At 35.7% G+C, this 18,941-nt stretch carries 17 protein-coding genes; 6 read left to right on the top strand and 11 right to left on the bottom strand.

Features of this window, described 5'->3' with window-relative positions:
• Positions 1-121: 121 nt before the first annotated feature.
• Positions 122-2,434, bottom strand: a complete 2,313-nt coding sequence (locus AC1RNE_RS10560) for an ATP-dependent helicase (protein WP_492800939.1) — start codon at positions 2,432-2,434, stop codon at positions 122-124.
• A 233-nt stretch (positions 2,435-2,667) separates the two neighbouring features.
• On the opposite strand from AC1RNE_RS10560, the gene AC1RNE_RS10555 reads away from it, so the two are divergent.
• Together AC1RNE_RS10555 and AC1RNE_RS10550 are read left to right on the top strand one after the other, a co-directional pair.
• Complete coding sequence (locus AC1RNE_RS10555; protein ID WP_492800938.1) at positions 2,668-3,006, top strand: DUF6984 family protein; 339 nt, start codon at positions 2,668-2,670, stop codon at positions 3,004-3,006.
• An 88-nt stretch (positions 3,007-3,094) separates the two neighbouring features.
• Positions 3,095-3,613 (top strand): NUDIX domain-containing protein, encoded by a 519-nt coding sequence (locus AC1RNE_RS10550; RefSeq protein WP_492800937.1) that lies wholly within the window; start codon positions 3,095-3,097, stop codon positions 3,611-3,613.
• Positions 3,614-3,636: 23 nt separating this feature from the next.
• Here the strand turns inward: AC1RNE_RS10550 and pnuC are convergent, their stop codons facing one another.
• The 5 genes from pnuC to AC1RNE_RS10525 all read right to left on the bottom strand — a co-directional run bounded on the left by pnuC (position 3,637) and on the right by AC1RNE_RS10525 (position 7,868).
• Entirely contained in the window at positions 3,637-4,230 is a 594-nt protein-coding gene (gene pnuC, locus AC1RNE_RS10545; protein ID WP_492800936.1) for a nicotinamide riboside transporter PnuC, read from the bottom strand.
• Between the two features lie 79 nt (positions 4,231-4,309).
• The gene (nth, locus tag AC1RNE_RS10540; RefSeq protein WP_492800935.1) at positions 4,310-4,987 is read right to left on the bottom strand and encodes an endonuclease III; all 678 of its coding nucleotides are present in this window, start codon (positions 4,985-4,987) and stop codon (positions 4,310-4,312) included.
• A gap of 96 nt (positions 4,988-5,083) precedes the next feature.
• Positions 5,084-5,935, bottom strand: coding sequence for a twin-arginine translocase subunit TatC (gene tatC / locus AC1RNE_RS10535; protein ID WP_492800934.1), 852 nt, complete (start codon positions 5,933-5,935; stop codon positions 5,084-5,086).
• A 289-nt stretch (positions 5,936-6,224) separates the two neighbouring features.
• Positions 6,225-7,052 (bottom strand): mechanosensitive ion channel family protein, encoded by an 828-nt coding sequence (locus AC1RNE_RS10530; protein WP_492800933.1) that lies wholly within the window; start codon positions 7,050-7,052, stop codon positions 6,225-6,227.
• A gap of 216 nt (positions 7,053-7,268) precedes the next feature.
• Positions 7,269-7,868, bottom strand: coding sequence for an RNA polymerase sigma factor (locus AC1RNE_RS10525; protein ID WP_492800932.1), 600 nt, complete (start codon positions 7,866-7,868; stop codon positions 7,269-7,271).
• Between the two features lie 261 nt (positions 7,869-8,129).
• Here AC1RNE_RS10525 and AC1RNE_RS10520 point away from each other — a divergent pair, with 261 nt between their 5' ends.
• Together AC1RNE_RS10520 and ppk1 are read left to right on the top strand one after the other, a co-directional pair.
• The gene (locus tag AC1RNE_RS10520; protein ID WP_492800931.1) at positions 8,130-8,618 is read left to right on the top strand and encodes a DUF6438 domain-containing protein; all 489 of its coding nucleotides are present in this window, start codon (positions 8,130-8,132) and stop codon (positions 8,616-8,618) included.
• Positions 8,619-8,767: 149 nt separating this feature from the next.
• On the top strand, positions 8,768-10,978 hold the full coding sequence (ppk1, locus tag AC1RNE_RS10515) for a polyphosphate kinase 1 (protein WP_492800930.1): 2,211 nt from the start codon (positions 8,768-8,770) through the stop codon (positions 10,976-10,978).
• 72 nt (positions 10,979-11,050) lie between these two features.
• On the opposite strand, the gene AC1RNE_RS10510 is transcribed toward ppk1, so the two are convergent.
• The 5 genes from AC1RNE_RS10510 to AC1RNE_RS10490 all read right to left on the bottom strand — a co-directional run bounded on the left by AC1RNE_RS10510 (position 11,051) and on the right by AC1RNE_RS10490 (position 16,216).
• Positions 11,051-11,344: a hypothetical protein gene (locus AC1RNE_RS10510; RefSeq protein WP_309914853.1), complete on the bottom strand. Its 294-nt coding sequence runs from the start codon at positions 11,342-11,344 to the stop codon at positions 11,051-11,053.
• A gap of 167 nt (positions 11,345-11,511) precedes the next feature.
• On the bottom strand, positions 11,512-12,492 hold the full coding sequence (locus tag AC1RNE_RS10505; protein WP_492800929.1) for a PDDEXK nuclease domain-containing protein: 981 nt from the start codon (positions 12,490-12,492) through the stop codon (positions 11,512-11,514).
• A 206-nt stretch (positions 12,493-12,698) separates the two neighbouring features.
• Entirely contained in the window at positions 12,699-14,018 is a 1,320-nt protein-coding gene (locus AC1RNE_RS10500; RefSeq protein ID WP_492800928.1) for a Gfo/Idh/MocA family protein, read from the bottom strand.
• A gap of 279 nt (positions 14,019-14,297) precedes the next feature.
• On the bottom strand, positions 14,298-15,236 hold the full coding sequence (locus AC1RNE_RS10495; protein WP_492800927.1) for a formylglycine-generating enzyme family protein: 939 nt from the start codon (positions 15,234-15,236) through the stop codon (positions 14,298-14,300).
• A gap of 74 nt (positions 15,237-15,310) precedes the next feature.
• Positions 15,311-16,216, bottom strand: a complete 906-nt coding sequence (locus AC1RNE_RS10490) for an FAD:protein FMN transferase (RefSeq protein ID WP_492800926.1) — start codon at positions 16,214-16,216, stop codon at positions 15,311-15,313.
• A gap of 192 nt (positions 16,217-16,408) precedes the next feature.
• On the opposite strand from AC1RNE_RS10490, the gene guaB reads away from it, so the two are divergent.
• Together guaB and AC1RNE_RS10480 are read left to right on the top strand one after the other, a co-directional pair.
• The gene (guaB, locus tag AC1RNE_RS10485) at positions 16,409-17,878 is read left to right on the top strand and encodes an IMP dehydrogenase (RefSeq protein WP_492800925.1); all 1,470 of its coding nucleotides are present in this window, start codon (positions 16,409-16,411) and stop codon (positions 17,876-17,878) included.
• A gap of 61 nt (positions 17,879-17,939) precedes the next feature.
• A complete protein-coding gene (locus AC1RNE_RS10480) occupies positions 17,940-18,896 on the top strand; it encodes a DUF3078 domain-containing protein (RefSeq protein WP_492800924.1) in 957 nt (318 codons plus the stop codon).
• Positions 18,897-18,941: the final 45 nt, after the last annotated feature.

The raw sequence follows: 18,941 nt of genomic DNA, 5'->3' as shown, positions 1-18,941 counted from the left end.
CTATTTGAACCAATTTTATCAATAATTACATCTTCATTTCAACTTTTTTAAAAGATGTGGGTAATCAATAGGACTTAAGTTACCCGCTAGTGATAAGGTTTAGAAATTATAGCCTTTTAGGTTACAAAATCCTCAACTTAGCAAAGCTCAATAATAGCGTTTTCTCACCAATTGTTCCTTCAAACTGAATCACAGCCTTGCGGTCTGTTCCATTAACGTCTATCTTTTTTACTTTTCCAAAACCAAATTTTAAATGTTCTACGCGGTCGCCTTCAACCAAGGCTTTCGTATCACTAGGCACAAAATCTTGTGAAGGAACATAACTATTGCCAACAACTGGACGAGGTGCTGGTTTAGCTATCAAATTAGCAGTAGACGTTGGCTTGTTAGGCGTGTTAAAGTCAGGCGCTTTTTGTTCACGATTAGTCATCCTCACAAAGCCTTGTGGAGCTGCTCTTTCTTCGGAACGACGAATGTTTTTAGCAAACTGTAAAAAAATTGGGTCAATTTCATCTAGGAAACGACTTGGTTCACATGGTTTCAAGCGTCCGTATTGATAGCGACTTTCAGCATAAGACATCATCAATTTTTTCTCAGCACGGGTAATGGCTACATAAAACAACCTACGTTCCTCTTCCAAATCAGCCCTACTTTGCAACATCATTTGGCTAGGGAAAAGATCTTCTTCCATACCCACGACATATACATGATTAAACTCCAATCCTTTTGCTCCGTGAATAGTCATCAACGTTACTCTATCATTATCTCCATCAGGGTCGTCGCTATCGGCAGTGGTTAATAAAGAAACCGTTTGTAAGAAACTAGAAAGCGATTTATCTTCCTCCTCTACTTCGTTATCATCTACAAATTCTTTAATCGAGTTTAATAATTCCTGCACGTTTTCATAGCGCGAAAGTCCCTCTACCGTTTTATCCTCATGTAGTTCTCTTAATAGTCCTGATGCTTTGGCAATGTGCGAAGCCACTTCATAAGCATCTTTTTTATCAGCTTCTACCATAAGTTTAAAAGACTTTATCAAGTCAGCAAAACCTTCGATGGTATCAGCAAATCGTCCTGCTTGGAATTGCTTGATATTTGAAACGACTTCCCATACAGAAATCTGGTTTTCAGAAGCAGTTACGGCAATTTTAGCAATGGTCGTATCGCCAATACCTCTTTTGGGTAAATTGATAATCCTTTTAAAAGCCTCTTCGTCTCTTTGATTGACCACAAAACGAAAATAAGCTAATAGGTCTTTTACCTCACGTCGTTGGTAGAAAGACAACCCGCCAATAATTCTATACTTAATATTCAACTTCCGTAACGCCTCTTCAAAGGACCTCGACTGTGCGTTGGTTCTATACAAAATGGCAAAATCTGTATTGCGTAATCCATGTGCCATTTTTGATTCAAAAAGGTGGGTTGCAATCAAACGTCCTTCTTCATTGTCTGAACTGGCTTTAATCAACTCAATCAAAGAACCTTCCTCATTTTCAGTAAATACTTTTTTCTTTAATTGATTTTTGTTTTTGGCAATGATAGAATTGGCCGCCTCTACAATATTTTTAGTAGAACGATAATTCTGTTCAAGCTTGATAGTAGCCATATTTGGATAGTCTTTTTCCAAATTCAAAATATTATCAATACTTGCCCCACGGAAAGCATATATCGACTGGGCATCGTCACCTACTACACACAAATTTTTCGATAGTTCAGATAATTTCTTGACAATCAAATACTGTGAAATATTGGTATCTTGAAACTCATCTACCATGATGTATTTGAATTTGCGTTGATATTTATCCAATACCGCAGGGTGGTCACGGAAAAGAATATTCGTGTTGTAGAGCAAATCATCAAAGTCCATCGCATTAGCCTGAAAACAGCGTAAGGCATATATTTTATACAATTTGCCCATCTCTGCTAATTTGGCTGCCGCATCATCCGCTGCAATCACAGGATTATTCAAGTATTCATCTGGCCCAATCAAGCGATTTTTTGCTCCTGAAATACGGTTGAAAATGACATTGGCTTTATATACCTTGTCATCCAAACCACGCTCTTTTACGATAGCTCTAATTAACGATTTAGAATCGTCAGTATCATAAATAGAGAAGTCTGACGTATATCCTAAATGTTTTCCATCAAAACGTAGAATCTTGGCAAAGACAGAGTGAAAAGTACCCATCCAAAGATTTTTGCCTTCACTACCTACAGCGTTTTCTATACGCTGTCGCATTTCACCAGCAGCTTTATTGGTAAAAGTCAGTAATAAAATCTGGAATGGGTCAACGCCTTTTTCGATTAAATATGCTGTACGATAAGTCAACACTCTAGTTTTACCCGAGCCTGCACCAGCAATAATCATCAAAGGACCGTCTATATGTTGTACCGCTTCACGTTGCGGTTCGTTTAAACCTTTTAAGTAATCCATATAAAAATTTTAACTCAAATTGAATTGACCCCAAAATTACGAAAAAATAAGGGAGGGGTTAGTAAGAAGTTAGCTTTGTTTTGGAAATGTTGATTTGAGACGTATTTTTACTCACAGATTTTATTTAAAAAAGAGAATAACATAGATCAATTTATTATATCACATTTCTTCTGCATAAATCTGCGGAAGGTATCAGCGTAAATCAGCGGGTAAAAACAACCACTTTAAATGTTATGAACGAAACCAGACAAATAAGAGACATAGAAAAGGAATTTATCGTTGCCCTTTTAGCCAAATTGAATCTCACGACTGAAGATTACCCCATTGACAATGAAGTATTTGAATATGAAGGGGGAAAAATGGGGAGTATCAGTATTGGTAACAAAAACCCTGATGATTATGATGGAGATTTAATACAGGTAGAATACAATGACATTGATGGCGTGCCTGTATTGATAACCCTTACCAAAAATAAATATAATCAATTATTAGATTTAGATTTCTGGAAAGAAGATTTCTCAGCGTTGATTATCTATCCAAAAATTGAGGAGGTAATCGTTCGGCAAATGTAGGGTCGTATTGCATACGACCTTTTGAACGAATATTGGACACCGCATGGGACGAATGCAATTCGCCCCTACTTTTTTATAAATATAAGATATGACGAAAATGAATTTTTGTCCACAATGTGGAAACGACTTGATTACAAAGTTTAAAGATGATAGAGAAAGAGTCCTTTGTCCAGATGAAGACAATTGTGGTTTTGTCCATTGGAATAACCCAACACCCGTAGTAGCGGCCATCGTAGAACATGAAGGAGATATTATTTTAGCCAGAAATGTGGCTTGGCCCGAAGGTTGGTTTGCTCTGATTACAGGTTTTCTGGAAGCAGGAGAAACACCCGAAGAAGGTATTTTAAGAGAAGTAAAAGAAGAATTAAACCTTGATGCTGAAATAGTAGAATTTGTAGGACTTTATGAATTTCATAGGATGAATCAATTGATTATAGCCTACCATGTAAGAGCAACAGGAGTAATACACCTAAGCGAAGAACTACTAGAATTTCAACGAAAAAAAGACCATGAGATACTCCCTTGGTCAGCAGGTACGGGAAAAGCTGTAAAAGACTGGCAGGCAAAAAGAGGTATTTTTAATGAAGTAATAGAATTTAAAAGATAAATACTCAGCAGATAATAAGAATGCTAGGCACTCAATCCATGATTGATAGACTCACTCTTTTTCCAATCCAGATAACCTTTTATGGCTAAGGCAGATAAAAGCAAATAAAGTACGCCTGTACCATAAAGACCTTTATAGCAATACATTCCTGTATAAAAAAAGTCGGCACTAATCCATAAAATCCAATTTTCTACATATTTTCGAGCCATCATCCATTGAGCAATCAAGCTGATGGCAGTAAGCGAAGAATCAATATAAGGCAAACTAGCATCAGAATATTTACCGTGCATATAGCCAGAGGCAACAGAGAAAGCAACAAAAATGATGGTACAAGCTAACCAGAATTTTGAAGGCATTTTAGTAACAGGCAATTCAGTTTTTTCTTTGCCACCAAATAACCATTGATACCAACCATAGATACTTAGGATAATAAAGACCACCTGCAATTCCATATCTGAATAGAGTTTGAATTGCCAATATATTACGCCATAAATACCCGAAGAAACAATAGCCCAAAACCAACCCCAGATATTCTGACGAGTATTAAGCCAAACACAAATCAATGTGGTGAGTATCCCTAAATCCTCTAGCCAGTTTTGTTGAATATATTCTTGCATGATTATTTAATTTGAAAATGTGAGAATTTGAAGATTTGAAAATGATTGATAAAAATAAAAAAAGCTCATAACTCAAGGCTCAAAGCTTTTCTCTACTCTTTTCTTTCATTACTTTCTTTTCAAGGTCTTCATAGTATTTACAGAAGCCTTTCAAGGCACATTCTCCACATTTTGGATTACGGGCTACGCAGATATACCGACCATGAAGAATTAACCAGTGGTGTGCGATGGGTACGGATACCTTAGGAATATAGGTCATTAACTCTTTTTCCACAGCCAATGGTGTAGTGGCTGTTTTAGCAACGAGTCCAATACGATGCGATACCCTGAATACGTGTGTATCAACAGCCATAGCAGGCTGGTTATAAATAACAGATACAATAACGTTTGCAGTTTTGCGACCAACCCCAGGTAAAGTTTGTAATTCCTCAATTGAATTAGGAACTTCAGAATGGTAAACAGAAACCAACCTTTGTGCCATGCCTATTAAATGCTTGGCTTTATTATTGGGATAAGAGATAGAACGGATATAACTAAATACTTCATCAAATTCAGCCTTGGATAATGCTTCGGCATCAGGGAAACGTTCAAATAAAGCAGGCGTTACCATATTTACACGTTTGTCAGTGCACTGAGCCGACAGTGATACCGCCACTAAAAGTTCGTAAGGTGTGCGATAATGCAATTCCGTTTCTGCAATCGGAAAGTTTTCGGTGAAATAAGCAATAAGCTTTTGATAACGTTCTTTCTTGAGCATCAGTATTGTTATAATCTAAAAGAAGCCTTCGGTTTGAGCAAAGGCTTCTTTGGGTAAAACGAAAAATATCAGATTCAGTATTTAATCAATATCAGCTTAGCTTGCTAGCATTTCAGCTTCGCGTTGCTTATTTACTCTCGCCGATACAACAATACTTACTTCATACAAACACAGTAATGGGAAAGTTACCAATAGCTGAGAAATCATATCTGGTGAAGGTGTAATCACCGCTGCAACAATCAGAATAACAACCACAGCATGACGACGATACTCTCTCATAAATGATGGCGTAAGAATACCTACCCGTGAAAGCACATAGGTAATCATCGGTAATTGGAATGTTAGTCCACATGCCAATGTCATCATTGAAAGTAAAGAGATATAATCGCTGATATCGAATTGGTTTTGGATAGATTCGTCTAGTTTAAAGCTTGCCAAAAAGTTGATGGCCATTGGCGAAACCACAAAATAACCAAAAGCTACACCCATGAAAAACAATAATGATACCCAGAAAACAGCTCCACGTGCAGCCTTAGCTTCAGTGATTTTCAAGCCTGGTTTTACAAAACGCCAAATTTCCCAGAAGAAATAAGGGAAAGAAAACAATAAGCCTACAAGGATTGACTGCGTAAGCGCCATCATAAACTGTCCTGATACTTCTCTACTTTGTAAAATAAAGTTTGCTTGGGTAAAACACAAACCTTCTACACCTGTAGCATCTGCTAATTTACAAAGCATTCGGTTGGTCCAGAACTCAGACTTTGAAGGTCCCATAATAATTTTTCCAAAAATTTCTTTTTGAAAAATCCATGCTACAATTGTAAACACCAAAATAGACGCTACCGAACGTAATATATGCCAACGGAGTTCTTCAAGGTGGTCAAGGAATGTCATTTCATCACCTTCTTTTTCGTCTGATTCTTTGTCAAATTCTTGGTCTAAAGCCATTTTTTGAATATTAATTTGCTATTTTAATAAAGGTAATATGTTTAAATATTCCCCTTTTTTTGTTCTGTTTCTACCATTCATCTCTGATAAACAAGTGATGGTATTTTTGCTTCACTGCAAAAGTACATCAAAAACGCAAAAAACCCTGATAACCTTTACGATTGTCTGTTTATTATAGGGCAGATAGATTTCTCAAAAAACATTTATGAGCCCATTACAGGTAGTCATAAAAAAATCTCCAAAGCCTTATCATAGGTTTTGGAGATTTCAAAATATGGTTGTATAATAATTAAATAGTAGTCATCGGTATGATTTCTACTTTCTGATTTTGTAAAATACTCAATGGGAAAACAGTATTGCTTTCGCCTGTTTGTAGCGTGATTGAAGTATTATCTATCGCAACGATTTGCCCTCTTACGCCATCGAGGATAATTGTTTGTCCTTCTTTGAATTTATTTTTACTATAAAAATTTGACAAAATATTGGCGAGTACATCTTTTGAAGCCAACCCATATCCAACGGCAAAAGATAAAATGATGCCACCGATAATGAGGTTGAAGCTAGATTCCAATAAACTGGTCTCAATACCAGCTTGTTTCAAAGCGGCAATCAATGCCACTACCAAGAAGAAAAAGAAAACAATATTTCCTAATAGTTTTCCAGATGCTATTCTCAAAGACTTACAAACATTTATCACAGAGTTCTTGAGCGCATCGGCAATCATAACACCTGCTAAAAGCATAAGAGCTGAAGCAATTAACTTTGGAATAAGGCTGACCAACGAAGCAACCATATCAGTCAACACCTTCATCTCTAGGGTCTCTGTAGCTGCTGTCAGAAACACTAGCATAATGAAATAATAAAGTGTTTTTGAGACAAAGGCACTTAGTTTTATTAATCCAAAACGTTTGATAATATCTATTTCATTCAGTTTATCTCCTAATTTATCAAACCCAGTTTTTTCAAGTCCTTTTTGTAACACATTAGTGATTATTTTAGCGACAACAACACCCACAATCAACAAAATGAGTGCGCCAAGTACCTTAGGGGTAAATAGAAATAATTGCTCTAAAAGTTTTTGAAAAGTCTGTAAGAGGATGTCTTGAATGTTAGGCATAATGGTAAATATTTGCAATAAGAAAGAAATGGTTAAATCTCGGATTGTTCTTGTTCAGTATTTATATCGATTGACTTTGTTAAAGTGTTGATGAAATTCCCAACAAATAACTCAATCAGTACAGACGTGACTCTTATTGTCTCTATCTCGGCTACCAGTGCAGCCTTGACATGAGGCGGAATCTTTTTTTCAGCGTCGATATTTTTTAATGGATTGTTATTCATGATTAAAGAGGACATGGATAGCCTTTGTGATAATAACTCCCCAGAAAAATAAACTTTCTAAGTAGGCCTTTTTTAGCTTATCCTTTGCTCTTAATAGACGCATCTTAACGGCACTTTCAGAAATATCCAAGGTGTTAGAAATATCTTTGATACTCATTTCGTCTTGATACTTCATCATCAAGATAGATTTATCCTCAGCAACAATCTGTTGAAGTGCTTTCCGAAGTCGATGGTCTTCCATTTCTGCTAGTTCAGCATCCTCATCATCATCAATCAAATCAAAATTTTCATCAATCAGATGTTCATTATAGCGTTTTGAAATCCTTAATTGGTCTATACAGTAGTTATAAGTAATAGAATATAGCCAAGTTGAAAATTTAGCAGTTTCTTTATAGCAACCAATATTCAAAACAAGTTTCATGAAAATATCATGCGTAAAATCTTCTGCTTTGGCTTCATCTTTTACAAAAGATAAACACTTGCGATAGATTTTATCAGCATAACGGTCATATAATTGTTCGAAATAGCTATTGTTTTGACTTTCAATAAACAGGGAAACTAATCGTTCGTCACTTAATTTTTTAAGGTTCATTAATACTAAAGCTAAATGCTATAAATGAATTATTAATCGTATTTGGTGACTAACCAATGCGATTGTTGGTCTTATACTTTCAGGAGGAATTTTGGTGGGCAGTGACGCTGTGTGTTATTGGAATACGAAAATAACAAAAAATATTTACTTTCTAGTATATATTTAAAAAGCGAAAAGCCTTAAATTAGCTAAATCGCAAGGTTTTATATAATATTTTTAATACCAAAGGCGTTGAAATTTATATGATAATACCTACAGCACATGAAATTATTCTTAAGTTTTTTTTTATTAAGTGCCTTTTTTCTAGGAGCTTGTAAAGCTACACAAAAAGGAGCATCGTCAGATACTGAGCAATCGTCGTTAAATACCGATTTACCAGCCAAAATTATTTTTACTTTAAGTAAAACTCCATGTTATGGAACGTGCCCAGTATTTAAAATGACTGTATTTGAAAACGATAGCTTAGTTTATGAAGGTGAAAGATTTGTTGATAAAATAGGCGTATCTTCAAAGTCTTTACCAAAAGGAAAAGTAAAAGAGCTTGTCGATAAATTTAGAACAGCTAATTTTTTTGAGTTCAAAACTGAATATAGTGCTCATATTACTGATATGCCCACTACATATATTTCTTTTACTGATAAGGCCAAGACGCTGAAAATTAAAGATTATCATGGAAGTCCAGAGGAACTAAAACAATTAGAGCAACTCCTTGTTGATTTAGTATCTAACGAGATAAAAGTTAAAAAATAGATAGCTTGAAATTTAATAATTTTATAATAAGGATATCTTCTTATTAGATTTAACTTTGTTGAGGCATGAGTGCAATTCCCAAATACAGAAAACGCAGTAGAGTAAAGGATTCTCTTGTGGGGAATCTTTTTTCCTTTCTAAACAATTTTATGAATACAAAGCAAACACCCGAAGAGAAACGTCGTCTCGAAAAGGTCATTAATAAGTCATATGACGTTATTGAGAAGTCTGATTATATCAGTCGTGATTTAAGTTGGTTGAAATTTGATGAAAGAGTTCTTGATCAAGCTAGAGATACACGTAGAAATATTTTCGATAGATTAAAATTCTTAGCAATTACTGCTTCAAACCTTGATGAATTTTTTACAATTCGTGTAGGGTCGTTGTATAACTATATCGATTATGGTAAAGAGCGTACAGACTATTCGGGTCTGAGAGAATTACCGTTCAAAAAAACGTTAATGGCTGCTACACAATCTTTTGTATCAGAAACCCAAAGGTTGTATAACGAAGAATTGTTCCCAGAATTTGTTGAAAATGGCTTTAGAGTAGTCGGGCTGAATGACCTCAATGATGAGGAAATGGAACAAGTCCTTGATTACTTCAATCGTACTATTTACCCTATGCTTACGCCTATGGTTTTCGACCATACGCATACTTTCCCGAGTTTACTTGGTAAAACCTTGATTTTCGGAGTAGTTACTAAAAGCGAAGGAGAACGTACTGAAAGCAATATTAATGAAAGCAGAAAAATAAGTTTTGTTCAGATACCACAAAACCTAAAACGTTTTTATGTAGTAGAGCGCGAAGAAGAAGTATTGTTTTTGCCTATTGAAGAAATCATCCGTCACGAAATCTGGAAGCTTTATAAAAACGTAGAAATTGAATCAGTTGCTTTGTTCAGAATTACGAGAAACGGTGATTTTGATGTAGTAGAACATGAAGACTCTGAAACTGATTTTATCGACGAAATCAAGAAAAAAATCAAAGACCGTCGTTTGGGTAGAGTTACCCGTATCGAAATGGAAAATGGTTGTTCAGAGTGGATGTTGCAAATGATGTTAAAGCGTTGGAAGCTAGAAAAGAACGATATATTTTTTAGTAGTACGCTGATTGACTTTACAGCCTTCTGGCAAATCATTAAGCATGCAGAATTAAAGTCGAGACAAGATGTTCAAAGAGCGTCTGTACCAGCGTTGGGTCAGCTTACCCAAAAGCCTGAGCATATCTTCGAAACGATGAAACAAGGGGATATCCTTTTGCATCATCCCTTTAATAACTTTGAACCCGTACTTCAGTTGTTAGAACAAGCCGCTGAAGACCCACAGGTATTGGCTATTAAAATAACCCTTTACCGAATTTCAAAACATTCACGTATTGCGGAGGCACTATTGCACGCCGCTGAAAATGGTAAACACGTGTCGGTATTATTTGAAGTAAAGGCACGTTTTGATGAGGAAAATAATATTCGTGAAGCCCTCCGCTTACAAAAAGCAGGTTGCTTTGTAATTTATGGAATACCGGGTCTTAAAACCCATACCAAACTGTTGCAAGTAATCAGAAACGAAGGCGACAGAGTAAAAAGCTATGCCCATTTGTCTTCTGGAAATTATAATGAAGATACTGCCAAGCTTTATACTGATATTGGCTTATTAACTACTGACGAAGTACTAACAAGAGATATTTCAGAATTCTTTAATGTTATTACTGGTCATTCGCAACCGCACTCTTATGAAAGGTTGATTACTGCTCCTAGAGATATGCGTAAGCGTTTGGTAGAAATGATTCAGCATGAAGCTAGTAATGCAAAAGCTGGCTTGCCAAGTGGAATTTGTTTGAAAATCAATTCATTGCAAGATAAAATTACGATTGATGAATTATACAAAGCGTCGCAAGCGGGTGTTAAAATTCAATTGATTGTAAGAGGAATTTGTTGTTTGCGTCCGCAGAGAAAAGGATTGTCTGAGAATATTACGGTGCGTTCTATCGTAGGAGATTTCCTTGAGCATACCCGTATTTATTATTTCCATAATAATGGCGAACCAAAAGTATATGGAGGTTCAGCAGACGTAATGGTAAGAAGCTTTGACAGAAGAATAGAGTCGCTTTTTGAAATATATGGTGTTCAAGTAAAACAACAAGCCATCCATATTTTAGACTGGAACTTGAAAGACAATGTAAATGCTTATACCATGCAAGAGGATGGCTCATTTAAGCGTTGTGCTTCGCCAGCAGAATGTGGGGTTGAAGCATTTGATATTCATAAAAAATTCTTTGAAGTAAGTATGGCGGATGTAATGGAAGCCAAATTATTTCAAGAAGAAGAGATAATTGAAGAGGAAGTAAGTACTGAAGTTTAATTCAGTTTATATCAATAATAGATTAAAGGCGACCATTTGATAAAAATGGTCGCCTTTATTGTTATTTGAAAATTAATTTAATGAACCCTTATAAAAAGGTTTTAAAAGTTTTGATGTTTTTGATGAAAGTAAACGGTATTGCTCCATTTTTACTTGAGAAGGAGTTTTTTCTAGTTTTCGGATGATAAATTTTAAAGGAGTTTCTCTAGAAACGAATACCAAAGAAATCAGCCAATCTTGTGTTTGTGACTCTACTAAATATCCAACTAAAGATTCTCCGAGCCATTTTTCTTCCAATAATAGTAAATCATTACCTCCTCCTTGAGAGTTTTCCTGAAAATTATAGTCAAAATCAAAAATATCCATAGTTTTATTTTTTCAAGATTATTTATAAATATAACGATATTTTTAATTGATTGTTATTTTTATAAAAAAATTACAAAAAAACTATAGCATATTTTAAAGATGGATTTATAAAAGTATTGACTGCTTATTACTTTTTGAGGTAATACTATTATTAAATATTTGTACCTCTATTTTTCTGTATCACCCTCAAATAGCTCGTGTAGTTTCTGTTGTAATAGTTTTTTGTCAGGAAGCTGAGTTTTGTATTCTGAAACCATTGTTGGAGAAAGACTTCTACTTAAAGCATACTCTACTACTTCAGTGTCTTTGTCTTTGCATAACAAAATTCCAATACTTGGATTTTCATTTTGTTTTTTAACGTCTCTATCCAAGGCCTCTAGATAAAAATTCAATTGTCCCAAATGTTCAGGCTTGAATTTGTCTGTTTTTAATTCAAAGGCTACTAAGCATTGTAAGCCTCGGTGGTAAAATAAAAGGTCAATGTAAAAATCGCTGTATCCAACTTGTAATCTATACTCTTCTCCAATAAAAAGAAAGTCTTTCCCAAGTTCAAGAATAAAGTTTTTCATTTGCCTTACAAGTCCATCTTGCAACTCGCTTTCGCTGTGTTTTTCTGGTAGACTCAAAAATTCAAACACATAGCTATCTTTAAATGTATTTGAAAAATTGTGATTAGATTCGCTGAGTGTTGTTGAAAACTTTGAGTTTCCTATCATAATTCGCTCAAAAAGACTAGCTGATATTTGTCGTTCAAGTTCTCTAAAGCTATAATTTTCTTGTTTTGAAAACTTCAAATAAAATTCTCTTTCTTCAATCGTCTTACACCTTGAAAAGATAGCTAAATTGTGAGACCAACTAATTTCTCTCAACAGTGTTGAGAGTTTTGGAAAGTCCTTGTAAGCCTCATAAAATTGTTTCATCCTCCAAATATTCTTACTGGAAAACCCTTTTAAATCTGGTTCATTTTGTTGGATGTATTTTGCTAATTCAGTAACGATGGAGTCTCCCCATTCGGATTGTTCAATTTTCTTGCTGATATATTCTCCTATGTTCCAATAAAGATTTATTAATTCAGCGTTAACGGCTCTTATTGCATTAGCCTGAGACTGTTTAATTAGTTGTATAATATCAGTAAACCTATTGTCCATATTTTCCTTGTATGCTACAAATTTATAAATTAATTATCTGTTCATTAGCTTGTTAGGATTATTTATACAATAGTGATGATAAGTTTATAATAACAAAATAACAAGACCAGTAACTCATGCTATGAATTACTGGTCCGAAGGTAGTTATTACTAAAATAATGATATAAGAAACTGATGCTTTAATCTATACTTTTACACTTTTAATGTTATGAAAAATACTTCGTTTTTCCCGGAATTGCTACAGGATAATTTCCATTAGCATCTGGTTTCAAAGGCATATCAGCATCCCACGCAAAAGTTTTTGGCATAATATCAATCCCTGAATTAATGGCTTTGTCCCATTCAATCACCTGTCCTGAATAAGTAGCCATTCTACCTAGAATAGAAGTCATTGTTGACTTCGCACCATTTTCGGCATCAGCAAATTTGTATTCACCTTTAGCAATGGCTTCAAACAATTCATCATGTTCGGTTTGATAAGGTTGATTCTCCTTGGTTTTCTTATCAAAAGCATACAAAGCGTTGCCTTTATGGTCAGTGATTTTAGCGGCATCAAACTGAATTTTACCCTTAGTTCCTACCACTAATTCGTCTACTTTAGCCCAAGTGCCTTTCATGTGTCGGCATTGAGAATTCAAAATAGTGCCATCAGCATATTCAAACTCTACCAAGTGGTGGTCAAAGATTTCTCCTGTATCTTTTCCATTACGCGTTTCTCTACCACCAGTACCTCTTGCTCTTACAGGATACCCATTTTTCGCCCAGTTGATTACGTCAATATTATGGATATGCTGTTCAGTAATATGGTCGCCACAAAGCCAGTTGAAATAATACCAGTTGCGCATTTGATAGTCCATTTCGGTTTGTCCCGGTTTGCGAGGGTTCGTCCAAACGCCATCATTATTCCACCAAGCAGAAGCCGAAACGATGTCTCCGACCATGCCATCTTGCAGGCGTTTCATCAATTCGCGGTACGAATTCTGGTAATGTCTTTGTAAACCAACTACCACATTCAATTTTTTAGCCTTTGCTTTTTCGGCAGCGGCTAATACTCTTTGGATACCCGCAGGGTCGGTTGCTACAGGTTTTTCCATGAAAATATGTTTACCCGCATTTACGGCTGCTTCAAAGTGCATCGGACGAAACCCTGGAGGCGTAGTAAGAATCACTACATCAGCCAAAGGAATAGCTTTCAGATAAGCATCGAATCCCGTAAATTTATGGTCTTCAGGCACATCAATTTTTGCTTTTAAATGCGCTTGGTCATCACTCGTTATGTTTTCATAACACTGATTCAAGCGGTCTTTGAAAGCATCGGCCATCGCTACTAGCTTAACATTCTGCTTAGTGCTTAATGCCTGAACTACTGCTCCTGTACCTCTACCTCCGCAACCAATGACTGCGATTTTTATCGTATCATCCGAATTGCTATTGAAGAAGGAAGCCTCAGATAAAAAAGGAGTAGTTAATAACCCACCTGTAATGATGGATGTACTTTTTACGAAATCTCGTCTATTAAAATTCATAGTAAATAAGAGTTGTGAATTGTGAATTTTTAAATCTCTAAAATCTGTGATTAAATATTTTCCCCGCTGATTTTCGCTGAAAAAAATACGCTGATAACGCTGATGAATACTTGAAAAATTTGCGTAAATCTGCGGTTTAAAATCTCCAAAATCTGTGATTAAATATTTTCCCCGCTGATTTCCGCTGAAAAAAATACGCTGATAACGCTGATTAATACTTGAAAAATCTGTGTAAATCAGCGGTTTAAAATCTCTAAAATCTGCGGGTAAATCTCTTCCCTACTTCAATACACTTTCAAAAAAAGCCTCCACCTCTTCCTTTGTTGGTTGTTTTACAGGCCTGATGATTCTGAAACCTACGAAGGGAGAATCAGCATTCCACCATTTACTTTTTGGAATTTGTGGGTCTCTTCTGTTCCAGACGGCGTCAGATTTCAGACGGTTGGCACTACGCAATTGTATGGCTTCATCTTGATAATTCCCGCCTTTCACAGTGCTTGGATAACGTTTTAATTTTGTATTATAAGGATTAACCTCATTAGCTTGTATTTTCTGATAAAAGCTTTCATCATATTGATCAAGCGTCCACTCCGCTACATTGCCTAGCATATCATACAAGCCCCAAGCATTAGGTTTTTTCTCGCCTACGTGATGGTATTTATCTTCAGAATTTGCTTTAAACCAAGCATAATCTCCTATTTTGTTAGCATCATTGCCAAAGAAATAAGCTGTATTACTTCCTGCTCTACAGGCATATTCCCATTCAGCTTCGGTGGGCAGTCTGTGAAAAATACCTGTTTTATAATATAACCATTTGCAATACATCAAAGCGGCGTATTGTTGCATAGAATTAGCAGGAAAGCCTCCTACTTTTCCCATACCCAAAGTAAAGTCTATATAAGGTGGACTAGGACGAGTAATGGCATCTGGTTTAGGCTCTGGGTCTCTTTCCTCCTCAAAAAATAATTGATATTCGTCGTAAGTTACTTCATACGCACCCATCCAAAAGGGCTCAATTTTTACTGTTACTTGTGGACTTTCGTCGGCTTCATGTCCTTGTTCTGACGCTGGGCTTCCTAATGTGAATGTTCCCACAGGAATAGGCACCATTTTATATTTTACGGTAGTGTTCGGAATAGTTTGCTCGTAAGCCTTAAAATCTTGAGCAACAGTTTCTTGAAAAAGAATAATTAAAAAGATTAAGAGTGTTTTTTGCATAGTATGTTTAAAGTAAGCTGTGCTAAATTAAAAAAATAATTTTTTGACCATATCCTGTTTAATCTGTGCAATCGTTATTGGGCAAAGTAGGACTCAAACCCTTTTGATTGCCATTTCAAGATTTTTTCATCCTTTATTTCAGCAATCATTACTTCACAATTAGGCATGGATTTTATTAACTTTAATGCTTTTTTTGTACTTAATACACTGCAAGCAGTAGCCAGCCAATCGGCGGTTGCGCCATCTGGTGCGATAACCGTTACATTCTTTCGCTCGGTTAACCCCATTCCAGTTTTAGGGTTTACGATATGGGAATAATACTTTCCATTGAATGTTACATATTGATACATATCGCCAGACGTAGCTACGGCTTGATTTTGAAGTACTAAATATCGTTGTAATAGTTCCTCTGAATTGGGAACATTAATGCCAATTTTCCAGCCAGATGGCCCTTCCCAACTCATGGCTAAGTCTCCTCCAGCATCTACCAACACTTTTTTAAACCCTTTTTCCCGATAAAAATCTACAACCACTTGTGCAATATATCCTTTGGCAATTCCACCTAAATCCAATAAGGTATTAGGCTTTGATAATCTGACACTTTTATTAGCAGGATTCATCTGGATAGCGCGATAGCCTACCGTTTTAATGGCTTGTTGCAAGGCTATAGGCTGTGGTAAAATTTTATCTTTTCGGGTTTTTCTCCATAGTTTTACTACGCTACCAATGCTAATATCAAAGGCACCATTACTTTTTTGGGAGGCTTGTACTGATTTTTGTAAGATATCCCACAAGGCAGGCGATACCTGTGTAAAAGATTTTTGCCCTGCTTTTGTACTCAACCTATTAAGCTCACTGTTTTCAAGATAATCGCTATAAATAAGGTTGAGCGTATCTACGAGCAGATACGCCTGTTTCGTGACTTCTTTAATTTGGGTAGAGTCGTTTGCGTAAACAGCAATGTTAAAAGGGGAGCCCATTTTGGGTTGAGAGAAATTAAATTTTAGAGATTGACCAAACGAATAAGTTAGTGGAAATAATAAAAAAATAAAAAACAGTTTCATGAATTGGAATTTTACAATCATTTAATAAGAATTTTTATCGAAATCTTTTAAAAGTACAAAAAAGATAGTAATTTTGTCTTGCAAATAACAATATCAACGATATTTGCCATGTTAGATACATCCAAGTTCCTTTTCGAAGCTCTCACATATGACGACGTGCTTCTTCTTCCTGCTTATTCAGAAGTTCTTCCACGAGATACAAGTACGCAATCAAAACTTACTCGTAACATTGTTTTAAATACCCCAATTGTTTCCGCTGCGATGGATACTGTTACCGAAGCTGATTTAGCCATTGCTATGGCGCAAGAAGGTGGTATCGGAATCATTCATAAAAATATGACTATTGCCCAACAGGCAGCCCAAGTAAGAAAAGTAAAACGTTCGGAATCGGGAATGATTATAGATCCGATTACCCTTACTGAAGGACAAACCTTAGGTGATGCACATCGTATCATGCGTGATTTTAAAATAGGTGGTATTCCAGTTGTTAACGATGGTGGAAAATTGATTGGTATCCTTACCAACAGAGATTTGCGTTTCCAAAAAGATTTGACAAAATTGGTTACAGAAATAATGACCAAAGTAAATCTTATTACAGCCAAAGAGGGAATTTCATTAGAAGATGCTGAAAGCATTTTACAAGAATATAAAATTGAAAAATTACCAATCGTTGATGCCAACCAAACATTGATTGGGTTAATTACTTATAAAGATATTTTGAAGAGAAAAAGTCACCCAAATGCTTCAAAAGATTCTTTAGGTCGTTTAAGAGTAGGTGCTGCTGTAGGCGTAACAGCAGATTTATTAGAAAGAGTAGCCGCTTTAGTAAAAGTAGGCGTGGATGTAGTAAGTATTGATACTGCCCACGGACATTCTAAAGGTGTAATTGATGCATTGAAATCAGTAAAAGAGACTTTCCCTAATTTAGAGGTTATTGTAGGTAACGTTGCTACTGGCGATGGTGCAAGAGCGTTAGCGTTAGCAGGTGCCGATGCTATTAAAGTAGGTGTAGGCCCTGGTAGTATTTGTACAACACGTATTATTGCAGGTGTTGGGATGCCACAATTAACTGCAGTTTATGAAGCAGCTCTAGCAGTTGCAGACTTAAACGTACCTATTATCGCAGATGGTGGTATTCGTTTTTCAGGTGATATTGTAAAGGCTATTGCTGGTGGAGCAAGTACTGTGATGATTGGTTCGATGTTAGCAGGTACAGATGAAGCACCGGGTGAAATAGTACTTTTTGAAGGACGTAAATATAAAACTTACCGCGGTATGGGTTCTGTTGAAGCAATGGAGGATGGTTCTAAAGACCGTTATTTCCAAGATGCTGAAGACGACATCAAGAAATTGGTACCAGAAGGTATTGTAGGTAGAGTACCATTCAAAGGAGCGGTTTCTGAAATCATTTATCAAATGGTAGGAGGATTAAAGGCTGGAATGGGCTATTGCGGTGCTGGAAACATAGAAGCGATGCAAAAAGCGAAGTTTGTAAAGATAACAGCAGCAGGTTCTAGAGAGAGCCATCCACACGATATTACTATTTCAAAAGAAGCACCTAACTACAGTGCCAAATAAGAATAAATTATTTTAGTCCGTTATTTGTGAAAAATTAATAACGGACTAAAAATTATATTATATGAAGAAACAACATTTGCTATTCATTATTGTAAGCCTACTTTATTCATTGAATACTTTTTCTCAGGATAAAAAAACTCAAGAAACTAAACCTAAGGAATCAAAGCCTCAAGAAGTTAAATCTCAGGAAATAAAGCCTACAGAAATAAAAAAAGACACTTCGTACTGGAAAAACAAAACACAATACGGTGCTAATTTCAGTAATGCAGGTTTTAGTAATTGGAGTCCCGGAGGGCAAAATGCTACAGGTTTTACGATTTTTTTTAATACAAAAAGAGAATACACCAGAGATAAGACTACTTGGGTAAACGATTTGCAAATGCAATATGGCTTGCTTGATAATGGAAATGGTTTTAGAAAGAGCATCGATCGTTTGTTCTTTGATTCTAAGGTTGGGCATAAATTATCTACCTACTGGGCTTTGGTGGGTGTCTTTAACTTTCAGTCACAGTTTACCTCAGGTTATAAGTACGGAGATGTAGCAGCGAATGATATAAAAATTTCTAATTTTTTATCACCTGCGTATATTACAGAATCGATAGGTTTTGAATGGAAGCCTAAACCATATTTCGGAATGGTATTTTCTCCTGGTGCTATCCGTCAAACAATTGTTACGGATAATGGAGTAAGAGAAAGAGACCCTGTAACTGGCGCTTTACAAGTAGCCTATGGTGTTCATGTAGGCTCGAAATTTAGAAATGACTTTGCCCTTATCCAGATTGTCTCAAATTTTGATAAAGACATTGCCAAAAATATCAATCTAAAATTACGTCATCAGGTTTTTATTAATGCCAACTCGTTGGCTCATATTGATAATAGAATAGATGCGAAAATAGCAGCGAAAATCAATAAATATTTTAGTGCTACTTTTGATTTAATTGTATTGTATGACGACGATTTAAGTACCAAAATCCAGCAAGCAAGAAATTTAGGGCTTGGCTTTTTGTATACATTTTAAGAATTTTCACCATATTAGCATTGTTAACTCGTTTCATAGTTTTCA

It is taken from the genome of Arcicella sp. GW822-FHT02H01, from assembly GCF_058802005.1.
This window is presented reverse-complemented; position numbering and strand designations above follow the sequence as displayed.